The 17,377-nt window shown below is 43.2% G+C and carries 14 protein-coding genes; 1 reads left to right on the forward strand and 13 read right to left on the reverse strand.

Going from position 1 to position 17,377, the window contains the following annotated elements; all coding sequences use genetic code 11:
* Positions 1 to 44: 44 nt before the first annotated feature.
* The 6 genes from C5745_RS00780 to C5745_RS00805 form a co-directional block, all read right to left on the reverse strand.
* Entirely contained in the window at positions 45 to 1,355 is a 1,311-nt protein-coding gene (locus tag C5745_RS00780) for a rhamnogalacturonan acetylesterase (RefSeq protein ID WP_105715046.1), read from the reverse strand.
* 93 nt (positions 1,356 to 1,448) lie between these two features.
* Positions 1,449 to 2,618: a Gfo/Idh/MocA family protein gene (locus C5745_RS00785; RefSeq protein ID WP_105715262.1), complete on the reverse strand. Its 1,170-nt coding sequence runs from the start codon at positions 2,616 to 2,618 to the stop codon at positions 1,449 to 1,451.
* A gap of 18 nt (positions 2,619 to 2,636) precedes the next feature.
* Positions 2,637 to 3,629, reverse strand: coding sequence for a sugar phosphate isomerase/epimerase family protein (locus C5745_RS00790; protein ID WP_105715047.1), 993 nt, complete (start codon positions 3,627 to 3,629; stop codon positions 2,637 to 2,639).
* A gap of 30 nt (positions 3,630 to 3,659) precedes the next feature.
* Complete coding sequence (locus C5745_RS00795; RefSeq protein WP_105715048.1) at positions 3,660 to 4,943, reverse strand: Gfo/Idh/MocA family protein; 1,284 nt, start codon at positions 4,941 to 4,943, stop codon at positions 3,660 to 3,662.
* A gap of 160 nt (positions 4,944 to 5,103) precedes the next feature.
* Positions 5,104 to 7,548: a glycoside hydrolase family 2 TIM barrel-domain containing protein gene (locus C5745_RS00800; protein ID WP_105715049.1), complete on the reverse strand. Its 2,445-nt coding sequence runs from the start codon at positions 7,546 to 7,548 to the stop codon at positions 5,104 to 5,106.
* Between the two features lie 11 nt (positions 7,549 to 7,559).
* A complete protein-coding gene (locus C5745_RS00805) occupies positions 7,560 to 9,404 on the reverse strand; it encodes a rhamnogalacturonan lyase family protein (protein ID WP_105715050.1) in 1,845 nt (614 codons plus the stop codon).
* 179 nt (positions 9,405 to 9,583) lie between these two features.
* Between C5745_RS00805 and C5745_RS00810 the strand changes: the two genes are divergently transcribed.
* The gene (locus tag C5745_RS00810) at positions 9,584 to 10,609 is read left to right on the forward strand and encodes a glycoside hydrolase family 43 protein (RefSeq protein WP_105715051.1); all 1,026 of its coding nucleotides are present in this window, start codon (positions 9,584 to 9,586) and stop codon (positions 10,607 to 10,609) included.
* Here C5745_RS00810 and C5745_RS00815 read toward each other — a convergent pair.
* The 7 genes from C5745_RS00815 to C5745_RS00845 all read right to left on the reverse strand — a co-directional run bounded on the left by C5745_RS00815 (position 10,592) and on the right by C5745_RS00845 (position 17,377).
* A complete protein-coding gene (locus C5745_RS00815; protein ID WP_207795672.1) occupies positions 10,592 to 11,764 on the reverse strand; it encodes a glycoside hydrolase family protein in 1,173 nt (390 codons plus the stop codon). The genes C5745_RS00810 and C5745_RS00815 overlap by 18 nt on opposite strands.
* A 6-nt stretch (positions 11,765 to 11,770) precedes the next feature.
* A complete protein-coding gene (locus tag C5745_RS00820) occupies positions 11,771 to 12,268 on the reverse strand; it encodes a hypothetical protein (RefSeq protein ID WP_105715052.1) in 498 nt (165 codons plus the stop codon).
* A gap of 236 nt (positions 12,269 to 12,504) precedes the next feature.
* Positions 12,505 to 13,941: a hypothetical protein gene (locus tag C5745_RS00825; protein WP_105715053.1), complete on the reverse strand. Its 1,437-nt coding sequence runs from the start codon at positions 13,939 to 13,941 to the stop codon at positions 12,505 to 12,507.
* A gap of 92 nt (positions 13,942 to 14,033) precedes the next feature.
* Positions 14,034 to 15,071: a hypothetical protein gene (locus tag C5745_RS00830; protein ID WP_105715054.1), complete on the reverse strand. Its 1,038-nt coding sequence runs from the start codon at positions 15,069 to 15,071 to the stop codon at positions 14,034 to 14,036.
* Positions 15,072 to 15,077: 6 nt separating this feature from the next.
* Positions 15,078 to 15,452 carry a hypothetical protein gene (locus C5745_RS00835; RefSeq protein WP_105715055.1) on the reverse strand — a complete coding sequence of 125 codons (375 nt, stop codon included), beginning with the start codon at positions 15,450 to 15,452 and terminating at the stop codon, positions 15,078 to 15,080.
* On the reverse strand, positions 15,406 to 16,266 hold the full coding sequence (locus tag C5745_RS00840; RefSeq protein WP_105715056.1) for a hypothetical protein: 861 nt from the start codon (positions 16,264 to 16,266) through the stop codon (positions 15,406 to 15,408). The genes C5745_RS00835 and C5745_RS00840 overlap by 47 nt, the downstream gene beginning before the upstream one ends.
* Positions 16,250 to 17,377, reverse strand: a complete 1,128-nt coding sequence (locus C5745_RS00845) for a glycoside hydrolase family 88/105 protein (protein WP_105715057.1) — start codon at positions 17,375 to 17,377, stop codon at positions 16,250 to 16,252. The genes C5745_RS00840 and C5745_RS00845 overlap by 17 nt, the downstream gene beginning before the upstream one ends.

The following is a 17,377-nucleotide window of genomic DNA, read 5'->3' on the forward strand; positions in this document are numbered from 1 at the left end:
TGTTGCTTAAACGGCATTACTTCGCTATAGATGATCTTGGTCAATTAGTTGCCGTCTGGTTTTATATCACTGTTTCTGACACTCAATGGCCATTCCCAACCTTCGGGCGCATCGGGCTTGGTAGACTTATAGCTCTTAAAATCAATAATATGTTTGTGAATGCCTAATTGATTGTCGATGATACCTTGGAGTACCATTTTTGCGATTTGGTACGCGCCATAGGTATTGAAGTGCGTATTATCTTGCAAAGGCTCGGGTTGCCCTGGAAATGTATTTGCAGCATAGTGAACAAATGCTTGTTTCGAGCCTTCGACGCCTAAAGTTTCGTAAAATGTGCGGGTCATCTTATTCAGATCGATCAGCGGCACCTGTAATTCTTGGGCTACTTTGCGGGCCGCATTGGGATAGTCGGCTAAGGTATATTGTAGCTGTCCGTTAGCATCAAAAGAGCGTCGCGCTGTAGAGGTAACAATAACTGGCGTACCGCCTATTGCACGAAAAGCTTCTACAAAATAGCGCAGTCGTTCGGTATAACCCTTGTAAGCACCCGCTTTCTCATCTTTTTCTTTTTGATCGTTATGACCGAATTCGATAAAAAGGTAGTCGCCGGGTTTGGCGATGGTTAATATTTTATCCAGCCGTTTAGAGCTTAGAAACGAACTCAACGCTAAGCCTGATTCCGCGTGATTGGCAACTGCCATTTGGGCATCGAAAAAACGAGGAATCATCTGACCCCAAGATGCCCAAGGTCCGTGTTCTTGATTAACCACTGTGGAATTACCCGCCAAAAAGATGGTTGGTACTTCCTGGACCTGCTCTACCTGTATGTAGCGTATATTGTTGGTATGTTGAAATTCTAACGTAAGTTTATCGTCCCAGTCCAGCTTTTCTAATTCGCGCGGCTTTTTCAAGCGTACATATTCTCCTTCACGGATACGTGCATCTTTTCGATTCACGATAAAGCTTTTTTGGACCTCTTTATTCCGCGGTACCTTTACTTGTTCCAACTGCAATCGTCTTGATTCGGAACGGACCGTACTCTTGAATACGCTATCGCTCAGCCCCTGATATCCAATGGTTACTTTATAGTTTCCTTCGGGTACGTTGATGGAAAAATAGAAGGGTTTGTCACTAAATAAGATATGGCTACCTTCGCGTATCTCGACATTTTTTTCGGAACCAAGTTCAAAACCATATTGTCCGTTTGCCTCGTACGGTTCAGCGGCGTTTAATATAACAGAGCGATCGCTAAAGGCTTTGCCAAAACTGAACTCGTATTGAAGAATTTGAGCTGAAAGCGTCGATACACAAAACGGCCATACCAAACTTATGACGATGTTGTAAAATTTAATCATTTCGTATGTGCAATGATTTATTATGGCATTGCTATACGCAAGTTATTGTTTTACTCGCTCAGCGGCAACCCGTGGCAACCTGCCTCTACCCTTTTACTCCACCCATTTGACCCACTTGGCTTCATCATTCCATCCAGCTTTCACAATCGTCTCAATAAACTGCATGCCCCGCACGCCGTCATATACATTGGGGAAATCCAACATTTCGGGTGTGGGCTGTTCTTCTGCCTTCTGCGCAGCAACCGTCAGGGCAAAATTACGGTAGATGTTAGCGAAAGCCTCGATAAAGCCTTCGGGGTGTCCTCCCGGTGTTCGTATATTCCATTGGGCACGTTGGCTTAAATAAGGATAGTCTCCGCCTACATAAATAACCTGCTCGGGGTTATGGGGTGTATGGAGGAAAAGTTTATTGGGATCTTCCTGAATCCATTTCAAACCTCCCTTCTCTCCATAGACACGAATATTGATGTTGTTTGCATTACCAATTGCGACCTGACTTGCCGCCAATAGCGCTTTCACTCCATGCTCCATTCTCATCATCGCCGTACCGTCATCATCTATCGGCCGCCCGGGAACGAACGTATTCAGTTCCGCACACATTTCTTCAACCTTCAATCCGGACACATATTCACATAGATGCCAAGCATGTGTGCCGATATCGCCCATACAGCCGGCCTTCCCCGACAGATTCGGGTCGGTACGCCAACCGGCGTTGTTCCCACTTTTGATTTCAATTCGTTCTGCCAGCCAACCTTGAGGATACTCTACATAAATACGGCGTAAGTTACCCAATTCACCCGCTGCGATTCTTGCTTTCATCTCTTTCACAGCCGGATATCCGGCATAAACGTGTGTCAACGCTAGCACCAGTCCTGTTTCTTCGACTTTCTGCTGAAGTGCCTTAGCTTCCTCTAAAGAAAATGTCATCGGCTTGTCCAATACCACATGGATACCTCTCTCCAACGCCATCATAGCTGGTTCGAAATGATGTTTATTGGGGGTAACGATAACGGCGAAGTCCATCCGTTCTTCGTGGGGCAACAACGCCTCTTTTTCAAACATCTCTTGATACGTACTGTATATACGTTCTTCGGGAAGGCAGTAAGCTCTTCCCGACTCCCGAGAGACTTCCGGATTGGAGCTGAAACAACCGCACACCAATTCTATTCTATTTTCCATTAAGGCTGCTCGCAGATGAATGGCTCCAATAAAACCAGTAATGCCCCCTCCGACCATACCCATTTTTAGTTTTCTGCTTTTCATATCCATAGCATGTTCATATTACTCTTTTGCAAAAAAGGCGTCAAATGCATGTTTTGACATTTGAAAATCGATACGTTTGGTAAATTCACAGGACTCGCGCGCGCCATGATCGCGATCCATCGCACTATCTTCCCATTCTATTGAAAGGGGCCCTTGATAGCCGATGGTGTTGAGCGCTCGAATGATATCCTCAAAATTGATTTTGCCACGCCCTACGCTTCTGAAATTCCAATAGCGCCGCGTATCACCAAAAGGCACATGGCCACCAAATACACCAACTTGTTTGGGCGTATCGCTCCAATAAACATCTTTCATGTGGACGTGAAAAATACGATCGGGAAATTGGTAAATAAAGTCTACATAGTCTACCCCCTGATAGCCCAAATGGCTGGGATCGTAATTAAATCCAAAAGCAGGATGATTCCCAACGGCTTCTAGTGCTCTGCGTGCCGAAAATGTGTCGAATGCAATCTCGGTGGGGTGTACCTCCAGCGCAAAACGGACACCCAACTTTTCGAATTCATCGAGAATGGGGATAAAACGGTGAGCAAAGGCTTTGTAGCCATCTTCAATCATGGATTCGGGAACAGGTGGAAACGAATATAGCAAGTGCCATATGGGGCTCCCTGTAAATCCCACGACCGTATTTACGCCTAAAGATTTAGCGGCTTTTGCGGTTAAGATCAATTCGTCCGCAGCACGTTGACGAACACCTTCGGGTTCGCCATCACCCCATATATAAGGCGGTAAAATGCTTTTATGCCTTTCATCAATCCGATCGCACACTGCTTGTCCGATCAAATGCGAAGAAATCGTGCGTAGTTGTAATTCGTACTTTCCCAACAGATTTTTGATGCCCTTATAATATTCGGGGTCTGTTTGTCGTACATCCAGATGATCGGGTAAGCCCAATTCCAGACCTTCGTAGCCAAATTCTTTTGCTTTGGCACATACATCCTCTAATGATAAATCTCCCCATTGAAGAGAGTATAGTGTTACTAATCGAGACATATTGATGTGGTTTTTAGAGTTGCTTCCTTTTTACACTTGCGGCAATTTATAACCATTATGGTACCCCGCTATCAGATAACGATTGGCCTCTTCATCTGTAAATTGTTTATTTTCTTTATTCCAATACAGCTTTTTACCGGTTCGGTAGGCAATATTTCCCATCTGCGAAAAGATAGCAATATGTGCTCCGGCTTCGATAGGGGCGTGCAGTACCGTCGCATCTTTACGCTGTATCGCCTGCACAAAATTCGCCATATGCTCGTCCAAGCCATTGTCTTGACTTTTCTGCAATGAAATCGCTTCCATCCGACCACTTTCCGGAATAACCTCCCAGCCTTTTCGATTCAGTATCAGTGTTCCGTTGTTGCCTATAAAAGCAACCCCATGGTCACGACCGAAAGGTCCCATATCTATCCCTATTGCATGTTCCCATTGTATATTAAAATCATCAAATTCAAACACGGTCGTTAAGGTATCTGGTGTTTCCGCTGCGTCGTCGGGATACGCTAATTTACCCCCTGCAGCCATCACCGATTGCGGATCCGACACATTCATACCCAGTAACGCATAATCCAACATGTGCACACCCCAGTCGGTCATAAGCCCGCCGGCATAGTCCCAAAACCAGCGAAATTCAAAATGGAAACGATTAGGGTTGAACGGTCTTTTCTGCGCAGGACCCAACCATCGATCGTAGTGGACACCTGGCGGTATCGGCGCATCAGGCTTTACGACTATACTTTTCATCCATCCTTGATAGGCCCATGCTTTAACTAATCTAATTTTTCCGAGTTTACCCGAATGCACAAAATCAATCGCGTCTTTAAAGTGCTGTTGACTCCGTTGCCACTGTCCCACCTGCACAATGCTATTATATTTTAAAGCGGCTGCGACCATAATTTGACATTCACCGATGGAGTTACCTATCGGTTTCTCGACATATACATGTTTTCCCGCCTTTACAGCATCCACCATTTGCAGGCAATGCCAGTGATCTGGCGTACCGATGATGACGGTGTCCACCAAATCCCCTGCTAACAGCTCTTTATAATCAATGAAGCGTTTGACTTCGATATTCGTTTTCTTAAGCTCGGCTATACGCTGATCTAAAACGCCTTCGTCTACATCGCATAGCGCGGTACATTGCACATTGGGTTGCTTGAGCAACGCCTGTAGATTTGCCCAGCCCATGCCCTTTACACCAATCAGCCCTACTTTAAGGGTTTCTCGGGGAGCAGAAAAGGCATTTGCTGTCGAAAACATGCCGGCGGCAGCCAACATAGCGGTGCTTTTAATAAACTCTTTTCTTTTCATATGTAGATTTATAGTACCGTGTATTTAATTGTTTAAATTACAGCTAATGAACAACTTTTACAACTTCTATCCATAAAATCATACATCACCGTGCTGTCAAAACCACGGAAGATCACTGTAACACTCGCACGGGAGGGCAGGAACGTTTATAGAAATGTGGTTATCGTGCCGTCATACGTATAGATGCCGTGTTTAGATTCGGTCCTTTTACTTTTAAGTTTATAGTTCCCGATGTCTCGACAGATTGCACCAAGACAACGAGCTTACCATTGAAGGCATTCATTTTGGGCTCATGAAACATTTCTAAGGACGTGGCATCTCCATTACACACTGCTTTAAATATACCTGCACCCTCCACTTCAAAACGCAATGGTAGGTCAGCATGAGGGCAAAGATTACCTTCTTCATCCCGGATCTCAACGGTAACAAAAGCGAGATCATTTCCATCGGCGTCCAGTTCTGTTTTATCGGCTTTAAGGTAGATTGTAGTGGGTTTCGACGCCGTGTGCACTGTCTTACTTTCGGCAACTTCACCCTGTGCGTCATATGCAACGACCTTGATCGTTCCCGGCTGATATACCACGTCATTCCATCGAAGACGGTAACGATCTAGTCTAGACAAAGGGTCTTTTCTTCTCTTGCCTTGACTAACCCCGTTTACAAAAAGTTCAGCTTCGGGATAGCTGCTGTAGCAGTAGACGGGAATAGTATCCCCATCTTTTCCGTCCCAAGTCCAGTGGGGCAGTATATGTAGTGTTGATTCTACCGTGTCCCAACGGCTTTTGTACAGGTAATAGCGGTCTTTGGGCAGACCAGCCAAATCACAAATGCCAAAATAGGAGCTGCGAGAGGGCCAGTATCCATCATATGGTGTAGGTTCTCCTAAATAATCAAAACCTGTCCACACAAATTCTCCAATGACCCACGATTTATCATCTTGTAGTATCCAGTCGTCTTCGGGCAGATTAGACCAGCTGCAAGACTCCAAGTCGTAAGACGAGCTTTGACCATCATCATACTTTACTTCTTTCCCTTCTATAGCTGGAAATTTATAGACGCCTCTAGAACTGACCGTCGAAGCGGTCTCTGAGCCGAGGATAAATCCCTGCGGCAACTTTCCGTAGGCCGTCTCATAAAGATGCGTTCGATAGTTCAGGCCAGGGACATCCAACACTGCCGCAAAACCATTGGCTATAGCATTGTCCACTCGGTCCATACCCACCGTAACCAGACGGGTGGGATCTTCTCGATGACATATGTCCTGGAGCAACTTAACCATCCGACCGCCGTCAGCGCTTCTTTGTTCCGGCACCTCATTTCCAATACTCCACATGACAATTGACGGATGATTCCGATGGCGACGAATCAGATTAACGAGATCTTTCTCGACCCATTCATCATATAGACGATTATAACCGTTTTTAACTTTTGCATATTTCCATTCGTCAAAACTTTCAGCGATAACCATCAATCCGAGCTCGTCACATAAATCCATCTGCCAAGGAGAGGGCATGTTGTGCGCCGTCCTTATCGCATCTGCTCCCATATCTTTCATAATTTGCAGCTGGCGACGTAGCGCTGCTTTGTTCAACGCTGCGCCCAACGGGCCTAAATCGTGGTGAAGACAAACGCCTTTTAGTTTGCGTGATTTGCCATTCAACATAAAGCCACCCTTCGCATTAATCTGTACGTCTCGTATACCAAACCGGGTAGAGTCCATATCTAGCAAACGATCATTCTCATAAATCTCGATCTTAGCACTATATAGGAACGGATCTTCAGGAGACCAGCGTTTAGGTTTAGTGATGTCTATATTGTCTTCCACGATCTCTTGGACATGATCAAAATCCCCCTTGCGTTGTGCGACTATTCTACCAGATTGATCTGTTATTGTTGTAATGATCTTTAGATTCTTATTCCGTACGCCTTCCAATTCTGTACGGATATTGATACGTGCGTAATCCGCATTAGCAATCGGTGTCTTTACAAACATTCCCCACGTCTTTACGCCCGACGGGTTAGAAAGAACTAAGTTAACCGGTCGGTAAATGCCTGCTCCAGGATACCATCGAGAAGACAATCCTTTATTTTCCAACCGAACAGCTAGCAAATTCTGTCCGTGATCGTGCAGGTAAGGCGTGATATCAAAATGAAAACTATTATATCCGTATGCCCAGGAACCGACCTTTTGCCCATTTATGTAGACTTGTGCATCAGACATTGCACCGTCAAAAACAAGCGTTGCTTTTTTATTATTGACATCTACTTCAGGTAAAACCAATCGATACCATCCGACGCCGATATAAGGTAGCGATCCGGTTCTACCCGTTTTTTCTGTCGGAATTTTTTCTCCGTTTTGTTCTATTGCAGTGACTTGCTTATCGATTTCCTTATCAAATGGCCCTTTAATGGCCCAATCGTGAGGCACGACCACTTGTTCCCAATTCGCATCATCTATTGAATTACTTTCAGCTCCTGGTATTTCGCCTTTATGGAATTTCCATCCTTTTTCTAAAGATACGGCACTTCTTACTTGCGCCTGTAATATGGGAGATGATAGCAAAACTGCTAATAACAAAGAAAATATTTTTTCGTAACTCAACATGATCAATTTATTTATTCTCCCAAATAATAAGATGGAACGGGTGCTTGCGGATAACCTTGCGAGCGCTGAAGTACATAACTCCTATAAATAGGATCCTGCATTAAGGTTACTTTACGGTCCTTCGCGGGGATATCAGTATGGTATATCCGAAGTTCACCCGGTAGCGCTGTAACCACTTCTTCACGCCAATCACCAAATAAATCCGCAATCATGATGATATCACCATAAATGCCGCTGGCTATTTTATCACCTTGCCAATAACCGATGGATTGATTTCTTCCACCTGATGTTGATTCGGCACCCCAGCGATTATCATCACCGAAAAATAACTGACGTATATTACCTGCACCCCACCATATCCAGTTTCGACAAGGCGGGACGTCCTCGTTAGCGCCTAATTTTTTTCCCTGTGCACTCAACAGGTATTTATCGGTTGATCCGCCCTTTTTATCTTCTGAGGCAAAACATTCTAATCCCGGACTGTTCGGGTCAATATCCGCGACCATGCCATCACCGACGTGAAAGGTTTTATGGCCTACTCCCCAAATTCGTTCTCCGGTGTTAGCATCCACCGTAGAAACACCGTAGCCGTTATCGACCCACGGTTCAATAGCTAAAAAGACTTCCATTCCTTCTCTTTGTGGATCGATATCGGTCAAGTAAGCCTTATCCGAATGCCCCAAACCGGTCGACCAGCGTAAAGTACCATTGCTGTTTAGCATACAGGACCCTAATAAGATTTCATCCTTTCCGTCTCCATCAACATCGCCAGCGACCATGTTATGTGCGCCCTGGCTTCTAACAACGGGATTCTCTTCGTCACCATCCCATCTCCATAGCTTTTCTAGTTTACCATTATTCAACTGCCATGCGTCAACCACCATCAATCTATAGGTTCCGCGCGCAGCAAGAATACAAGGCGTCTTTCCATCTAAATAAGCCATACCAATTTGATTTCTATTCTGGCGGTTTACGTCACCGTACCGATTATTCCGTTCTGGCCAAGCTACGCGAGCAATCTCTTCGCCTGTCATGCCGTCCAGCACCGATAGGTATTCGCTGCCTTCGTATATCCGTCCGGTTTCATTTTTTTGATAATCATCAGCAGCTGTTTTCAATGCTACCTCCGCCTTTCCGTCTCCGTTAAAATCGTAAACGATAAACGGGGAGTACCATACACCCGGCTCAATTCCCAATCCCAAATCCTTGGTCCATAAATAGGTGCCGTCGTGCAGATAGGCTTCAATTTTATACGTGGTGCCGTCATCGGGCGTAGGTACCCCCGGATCTACGTTACTATTCGGGTGACGAATGATGTAATCGTATTGACCGTCGCCGTTTAGATCCGCGACAGCTACCCGACCGGCGGTCACACTTGGATCTTTCAGCTTGATGCTATGATAATTGGCTTCTCCGCCTATATTTCTTGGAAGAGACTTTTTTTCGCTCAAAGTGCGTCCTTTCCCCTGAATGGCCTCCACCCAATACAGCGCATTTTCAGCTTTGATTTGCGTATCCGCAAAATCCGTTGTCTCTGTTATAGGTTTCTTATTCAGCTTCGTTTCTTTGCCGTTTACAGAACGATATACATTAAACGCAACGTCTTCTTCATCTGTTTTTAACAACCTCCAGCTGATATGGATCGCACCGCCTTCCTGGATACGCGCTAATGTCAATCCACGGTTCAAGCTTTCTTCAACTCTCGTTTGGGCAAAGCCCTTTACTTCCGGCTTTTGAGCATGATTAGGTTTTAAAATCTCGTACATATAGTTACGCTCTCTTGTGTCTTGTGAAAAAGTCAATGTACTCATAGCGAAGAACAGTACGGCACTGCAGAAGATCTTGGTATAACGCATAAGAAAAGGTCTATTTACATCTGATATCTCCTAAGATAATATTTTCATCCAGTTGTAGCAACCTGTACTGTCCTGTTTTGAGAGGACAGAACAGTGTGATAGAGGCAAGGACAGCGCAGGTTGCCCGCAACACCAAAAAAGCATAGTATTGTAACTAATATAGCTTATAACCCTACGATATGAAACAAATCAAAATGACGTTCATTCTATTCGTCCTGCTGCTATCGAGTGCGCAGCTATCCGCACAGAACAGCGAGGTGCTCGAAAAAGACCTCACCGGATACCTCTTTGCCTATTTCGGCAGTGGGCAAAACGGTGAAGCCATCCGGTTTGCCATCAGCCTTGATGGGTACAATTACTATGCCCTCAACGACAACAAACCCGTTTTGGACAGTAAGCAGATCAGCTCTGCCGGAGGACTACGTGATCCACATATTCTCCGCGCTGAGGATGGAAAAACGTTCTATATGGTTGCCACAGACATGATGGCTTCAAAAGGCTGGGATTCCAATCGCGCCATGGTACTGATGAAATCGACCGACCTGGTCAACTGGAGTTCACACGTTATCAATATCCAGCAAAAATATGCCGGGCAGGAAGAACTCAAACGGGTATGGGCACCCCAAACGATATACGAGAAAGAAACAGGTAAATACATCGTTTATTGGTCGATGAAACATGGAGATGGTCCCGACATCATTTATTACGCCTACGCAAACAGTGATTTTACAGACCTGGAGACAGAACCCAAGCAATTGTTTTTCCCGAAAGACGGAAAGCCGTGTATCGATGGCGATATTATTCATTATCAGGATAGTCTCTACTATATGTTTTACAAGACGGAAGGTCATGGTGACGGCGTCAAGCTGGCGGTCAGTCCGTCCCTTACGTCCGGTAAATGGGAAGAAAAAGAAGGGTATAAACAACAGACACGGGAGTCAGTAGAAGGCTCAAGCATCTTTAAGCTGAATAATTCGGACACCTATATTCTAATGTACGACGTTTATCGTAGAAAAGAATTTCATTTCACAAAAAGCGAAGACCTAGAAAACTTTACGCCGATCGACCACGAAATATCGATGAACTTCAAACCGCGTCATGGTTCCGTTGTTTCGGTCACCAATGCGGACTTGCGACGACTTATTCTGAAATGGGGCAAGCCGGAGGGTCTTTCGCAACTGAACTTACTATTTCACCCAAGCTAACGTACATTTGCCAATTCCATAAAAAGCTTTTCCGTTTTCTTTATACATTGCCGTATAAACCACGGTAAAAGTACCATCCTCTTCTTCTACCGCGCCGAGTGGCGTACGTGTAGCATGATCGCCGGGCTCTGCCCACAGATTATTATCGGACTGGATCTTCAACCGTATCTCAGGTTCCCAATGGATTCCATCCTCGGAAAGGCTATACGCAATTTCATGGTCACCCATAGCATCAAAAATTGCTAAATAGCCTCCATTTTTCAGTTCCGTTACTTGTAGGTTTTCGTTAAACTCCGGCGAAATCGGAACCGGATTATGCCCCTCCGGCATTCTTTCCCACGGACCGCTCAATTTTTTAGCTGTTGCCATTCCCACCGGCCAATCGCCAAGGGGGGTGTGCGTGTGGCCGTCATAAAAAGCATACCATAAATCTCCTACTTTATATGGATTGAACGCTGCGATAGCCTGTTCGCCTTCCCACGCCTGTGAATTTTCATCCGGTTGCATGATGATTCCCATTTCTGCATACGGACCGGCAATGCCGTCCTTGCCCGGCACCACAGATTTTGCACGCCAGATCCGACCTGCGTAATCATTTGCTTCAATTTCTCCTTTTTCTTTATCTCCAGCACGATACGCAACATAGAAAATATTCCAAGCGTTTTCCTCCTCATTAAATTCAACACCGGTCACCCAGACCTCTGATTTCGGGTTAAAGGGCGACCGTCCAGGAATACTCTCCACTATAGTTGATCTGCGTTTCCAGTTCACTGCATCCGAACTGGTCCAGTGGGCAATTCGCATATCTCTATGGGGGCGGTCAAACATCTCGTTAATGAACATGTGATACACTCCATCCATCTTAATCATCTGACCGGTTTCAAATCCAGATCGGTTCTTACTCTCTGTTACGTCACGATGAAGATGATCGACAACAGGTCCTTGATGAATTTCCTTGACATATAGTTTACTGGGGGTTTGTGCAAATAGAAAGGGTATTAACATCAAATAAAATGCAACGCTCAGGAAATGCCTTTTAGACATCATTTTGAAAATCTTCATTGTATCTTTGCTTCGTCGTTTTATAAAATCTGTTCCTACCGACAATATACAACCTAAACCGCAATCTTCAAAGTCCGGCGGTCTTGTTTTCATTTGGTTTTATTTTACGGGTTCCCGCGCAGCGACCCGTAAAATTTCATTTCTCGTACCCGGAATCATATGGAGACATAACTTCATTCCTTCTTCTATTTCAAGAGCAGGCACATCCATATAAAAGATGACATTACTCTTCGTATTGATAACAACACCGCTATCCGTCGTAATATAAAAGAAAGGTATTCCCCGTGTTTGAGAACGACGGACATCCAAGACGGTTGTTTCTATAATCTGTTTGTAAGCTTTGCCATATTTAAACAGATTCCTATATTGCGGAAGAATATATTTGCGGGCACCAAGACACCACAATACAAATAATATCGGAACAATATAACTGAACATATCCGAATTGTCTTCCACGAAGCTCATCACAGCAAGATAAAGCATATAACATGAAAAGATGAAAACAGGCAAAAGAGCCCCAAACAAAAGGGCGACCCTGCTGATTAACGCTTTTCGCAATATCCGCTTTTCTTCTTTTGTTAATTCAACTTCGGTCATCTTGCCAACTAAACTTTATAGTTCAAAAATAACAAGAACATGCGTTTGTTCGAATCCCCAAAATCAGGGATTTTTTCTGTTGTACCCACAACGAAACCCTAAAGGTTTTTAACTTGATATCGAAACAAGAAGAGAAATTAGAGAAAAAAGGGCTCCTGCTTCTATATATTTATGTAGGACATTGGTGATAGATTTGTTTTGAATGATATTTCAGTACTATATTTATTATCGGATTTTTAGAATTCAAACTTCCGTGGAAAATAAGACAAGGAAACCATAAAGTATTGTGTTAGGTTATTACGGAGACCTTGCCTAAAAGTAGTGGGACTATTTTCAAAATAAAAGCTTTTATTTTGCTTTAGTAAGTCGAATGCACTGAATTTGATTTCAAAATTGTTCCCCTTTGAAAGACGATAACCAACATTGGCATTCCAGATAAGGACATTATCGTCTCCATACCTTGACTTTATAAATCGATTGGTCGTAGAAGTATTAAAAATTATCTTCGTGTTGATTACAAAACTTAAACTAAGTCCCGAGTTTATAAAAGTAGATTGATAACTGTTTTTAGTTTCCTGCGCCACATTTCTTTTAAAGCGCCTCATATCGTTGATCATCCCGATAACCAATCTATTATCGTAAGAGTAATGCAGGTTTAATGAAAATTGTTGGTCGTTTATCGCGACCCTTTGCATTACATCGTTCAGATATTGTATTCCATCATTCCATACCACATTTCCGTCGAATAATACACCTATGGTTTGCTTCTCTTTGAGTGTAAAAGATTGTTCCACATTTGTATTCAATCTAAATGAATAGAGGTGAGTACTATTTTGTATCAAATATCGACGTTCTTGGTTTTGCTCAAAACGGATACTATCTGCCCAATTGGCGTCATCTAATGTATAGTTTGCACTTATATTCACGGTCAAACCATGTCTTTTTTTTTGGCTGTATTTATGTTGAACGCTTAATCGATGTCGGCCATATTTTTCCAAATCTGATCCACCAAAAAACCGATATGCCGGATTGATATCGTCATAAAAAGGTCTTAGCTGATCTACTGTGGGGTAAATCTCATCATACGTATAAGATAGTGAAGAATTTTGAGTATGATATCCGTTACGATTATACTTATGATCAAATCTAATTTCTGGCAAAAACGTAAAAAAATCCTGTTTGATATTGCGAAAATCTAATGAAGAACGGTTGTATTCACTATACCAACGTGTGCCTGTTTTTAGCGATAGGTTAAGATTTTTTTGATAACGGCCGATGAATTGTTGTTTGATCAAAGCTATAGAATAACCAACAACAGATTCTTGCTTAAGCGATTGATAATTGGACTCATGTGTGAGGGAGGAAACGTTGACAAAATCATTATTGATCTGGTCTCGTACATCATTACTGCTTTTTTGGGCCTGCCGATCAATGAGATAATTGAGCGTAAAATTATCTTTACGGATGGATGTATTGATTTTTACTGTCTTAGCAGACTCCGTGTGGTTATACATACGGGTCGTAGATTTGTTAAGAGCGCTATTTAAATAATTCTCGAAATCACTACTGTTCTTTTTAAAGCCCTTGTCATTGTCTAAATGAACGATTCCTTGAACGGTGAATTCACTCCTATCCAGTAAAGAATGAAGATTCTTTGGCTGAGAATAGTCCATATTTGCCGATGCGTCTACACTTCTGCCAATATTTGCCGAAAAATGAAGGTTTACGTCTCTTTGTTGTACGTCATTTTTTATGTCTGCGATATTTAACGTAAGGTATTTCGTTGATGATTAAGAAGTGCGTTTACCGATATAATATTGTTCCTATTGACATCCCCAGTTCTTAAAAAATCATGCTGATACCGAATGCCCCCTACTTGCTGCGTTTGTATCCCGGTGTTTAAAAAATCGGGTGAAAAATTATTTCGAACGCCTACACCCTTAAAGGTCGTATTTTTCAATAATTGATCAATACTGCTAAGCCGTTTATTCGTATTGTTGGTCGATAAGGCGATGGTTCCCTGTCTAGCTTTATCTGCATAATTGATATTGAAGTACCCATCTCTTCGCTGTTCATTGCCCACTCCTGCTGTTACGTTACCGAAATACATTTTCTCCTTTCCTTCCTTTAATACGACATTCATTTCATAATTGGGATCCATTTCATTTTTCCGTTGTATTATCCCATCTCGTGTATCATAAATCTGGAGCTTCTCCACTGCATCTTTGGCGATGTTTTGCAAAGCTATAGCTTTGTCCGTTCCAAAAAACGGCTTTCCATTGACTAGCACACTAGGTATCTCCCTACCGTCGTAGGTGATCTTGCCATCTCCCCATATCATCATACCCGGTAGTTTATGTATTAGATCTTCAATGACCGCATTGGTATCCAATTGAAAAGCATCTGCATAAAACTCAATGGTATCACCGTTCATCCTAACGGGAGGAAACACCGCCACCGTATCAATCAAATTGGAACGTGCACATAAATATATTTGCCCTAAATTGATCTTTTCCGTTTTATTCACCTGTATTTCTTTAACCAGTTTCTGATACAACAAATGACTGAATTCTATCCGCAATGGTACGCCATAAGGTATATCTTGGATCGTAAACTCACCATATTTATCGCTTAGTGTAACTTTCTCCACCAATTTATGATCTTTTTTATAGACGGATATCGTGGTGGCATGTAAAAACTTGTTGTTCACAGAATCCTTTATCACACCCTGGAGCTGATTCTGAGACCAACCCTTTGCCGATAACAACAGGAGAAGAAGATAAAGAAGTCCTAACCGAAACATACAACGTTATTTAAGCTTGAACTTCGCCAAAATAGGGTTTTTCGATTTTGAAAGTAACCTTGCTCTTGCTGTAATAGGTCTGTTTTCTTTTCCACCCCATCTATCAACGAGTTCGTTAGGATATAAGATAGCATACAAATATTCCCCATCAGTCCTCAGAAATTGTTGCCATCCCATAATAGGCATATAATCACTCGAACTGTCAGGCAGAAGACCGCCGATATCCACTATATCCTTTGTCTCAACATTTAACGCAATCCATTGTGCATTACCGTTAAAGTATTTTAGCTGGAGTAAGAGGTAGTCTTTATACCGTATCACGTTGTCAAACCCGTTAACAGCATTTGGGTATTTTGAATCGAATGCTTTTTTCTGTTGCATCCTTTACCGATCTAAATTGTGCGGTATCTGGCGTATAGTCTAAAGGCAAAATGAGTTTATATACCTGACTTATGTTTTTATCGGACAATTCGAAGATTTCTGTTGAAAAAGAGAATGTGCAATAGGCAATATTTGCTTGTTTAAAATAAGGAGAAAGGGGCGTGTTCAACTCCCCTGTTAACGCGGGTTTGGTCTGTGCGCTATATCGGATGTGGGGTATGGCATCCAGATACAGTCCGATTTTAGGTAATCCAGAATCTCTTTCCCTAAAACTCCGGTAATACCAGGTCGAGTTGTCCATACATAGAGAATCCCCCATATCGTTTATGGGATTTGGAGTTTTATTCCACTGACCTGAAGTGTCCAGCTCAATGGCATCATGTACGCTACGTGCAAGAAATCCTAGTCGCCAGGGCTTGATTTCGTTTAACGACGATGACTGAAAATCGTCCTTTGTAGATAACCGATGCTTTAAATTTCCCTGTGTATCGTATATAAATACAGAACTATTCACTGCATTTTTAGCAAAGACATTAGAATGGAGAATAATTCTATCCGAATTGATAGCGATATCAGAAACCCGATCTATAATATCGGCTTTTTCTTTAATTTCTAAAGAAAAATATTGAATGTCTGTGATGTAGTCCTGTACTGTTCCACTTTTCAGATAAGGTAAGGGGAGTCGAATAGTTTGGACCGGAACAGAATCCGGATATACTAAATATTGTGCAGATGAACAATTGGTTACTGAGACAAAAAATATGAAGGGGAAAAGCCACCGGTTTCCCCAACATTCCCTAATCCACCAGTTCATAGACCTCGGCTCCGGCCAATAATACGCAGCCCAGCCCATAATCTTCAAAATCCGGCATCTTGTCGATCGTTACCGGCTGGCCATCTTTCGGCTCTTTGCCAGTCGACTGTACGTAACCTAAAAAGCCATTAGGTTGGATGGATTCCTTAGAGATAGCTGTCCAACCTCTTTCTACTACTGGTAGGTATGTTGCTTTGTCCAGGATACCATTATTCATGCCCCAAGCCATACCGTATACAAAAATGGCTGTGCCCGTCGTTTCCTTCCCCCCATAATGGTTCGGATCGTGCAAACTGACGTTCCAAAAGCCGTCTTCACGCTGTATTGGCACCAATGCTTCGGCCAATTTCTTAAAATCATCTACGTATTCCGCATAGTGTGGATCAGTCTTCGGCAATTCTTGCAAGACCAGCGCCAATGCCGCTAATACCCAGCCATTGCCACGCGACCAATAGCAATCTTCGCCATTTGGCTCCGTGTACGGCGGAACGAAATCTTTATCGCGCCACCACAGCTGATCTGCCGGATTGTACAATCCGTTCCCTCCTTCTACGTATTTCGTATGATGGTACATTTTGTACATATAGTCGAAATATTTTGGGTCGTTAAGGGTCACGCCCAGTTTCACAAAAATCGGCATGGCCATCTGTATAGCATCAATCCAGGTCCAATCATTGTAGCGACCGCTATTAATCACCGAATCGATATTCTTCTTGATTGCTTCGATCCGGACTGGCTGTGGATCAATACGATAGAGATCAATATACGTCATACCACAGTTCTGGTTGTCGGCGTGACGTGTATACACCTCGCCCCGTACGGGTTTCCAGTCATGTTTCTCTGCCCAGTCGACCGCATAATCGTAATATCTTTTGTCGGGATCAATTTTATAGAAGGCCATTAATCCCTCATAATAAACGCCTCGTGTCCAGATATTTCCGCGGCGTTCCTTATTCGTAATAATCGTCTTTCCCGGATCAGGCCATTTTTCCATGAAATAATCGTTCGCCAAGCGTAACTGCTTCACGACATTTTCCTTTGTTGTAAAGTCTTGCGCCACGGAAGCGATGCTTCCACAGCCTATTAAAATAAATAAAAACAATTTTTTCAT

Origin of the sequence: Sphingobacterium haloxyli, assembly GCF_002980525.1 — a bacterium.
GTDB classification, from domain to species: Bacteria; Bacteroidota; Bacteroidia; order Sphingobacteriales; family Sphingobacteriaceae; genus Sphingobacterium; species Sphingobacterium haloxyli.

Coding starts and splice junctions, on each gene's coding strand:
- C5745_RS00825 (WP_105715053.1), bottom strand. CDS start 13,941: ATGGACTATTCTCAGCCAAAGAATCTTCATTCTTTACTGGATAGGAGT.
- C5745_RS00780 (WP_105715046.1), bottom strand. CDS start 1,355: ATGATTAAATTTTACAACATCGTCATAAGTTTGGTATGGCCGTTTTGT.
- C5745_RS00820 (WP_105715052.1), bottom strand. CDS start 12,268: ATGACCGAAGTTGAATTAACAAAAGAAGAAAAGCGGATATTGCGAAAA.
- C5745_RS00830 (WP_105715054.1), bottom strand. CDS start 15,071: ATGTTTCGGTTAGGACTTCTTTATCTTCTTCTCCTGTTGTTATCGGCA.
- C5745_RS00785 (WP_105715262.1), bottom strand. CDS start 2,618: ATGAAAAGCAGAAAACTAAAAATGGGTATGGTCGGAGGGGGCATTACT.
- C5745_RS00835 (WP_105715055.1), bottom strand. CDS start 15,452: ATGCAACAGAAAAAAGCATTCGATTCAAAATACCCAAATGCTGTTAAC.
- C5745_RS00815 (WP_207795672.1), bottom strand. CDS start 11,764: ATGAAAACAAGACCGCCGGACTTTGAAGATTGCGGTTTAGGTTGTATA.
- C5745_RS00800 (WP_105715049.1), bottom strand. CDS start 7,548: ATGTTGAGTTACGAAAAAATATTTTCTTTGTTATTAGCAGTTTTGCTA.
- C5745_RS00795 (WP_105715048.1), bottom strand. CDS start 4,943: ATGAAAAGAAAAGAGTTTATTAAAAGCACCGCTATGTTGGCTGCCGCC.
- C5745_RS00790 (WP_105715047.1), bottom strand. CDS start 3,629: ATGTCTCGATTAGTAACACTATACTCTCTTCAATGGGGAGATTTATCA.
- C5745_RS00810 (WP_105715051.1), top strand. CDS start 9,584: ATGAAACAAATCAAAATGACGTTCATTCTATTCGTCCTGCTGCTATCG.
- C5745_RS00840 (WP_105715056.1), bottom strand. CDS start 16,266: ATGAACTGGTGGATTAGGGAATGTTGGGGAAACCGGTGGCTTTTCCCC.
- C5745_RS00845 (WP_105715057.1), bottom strand. CDS start 17,377: ATGAAAAAATTGTTTTTATTTATTTTAATAGGCTGTGGAAGCATCGCT.
- C5745_RS00805 (WP_105715050.1), bottom strand. CDS start 9,404: ATGCGTTATACCAAGATCTTCTGCAGTGCCGTACTGTTCTTCGCTATG.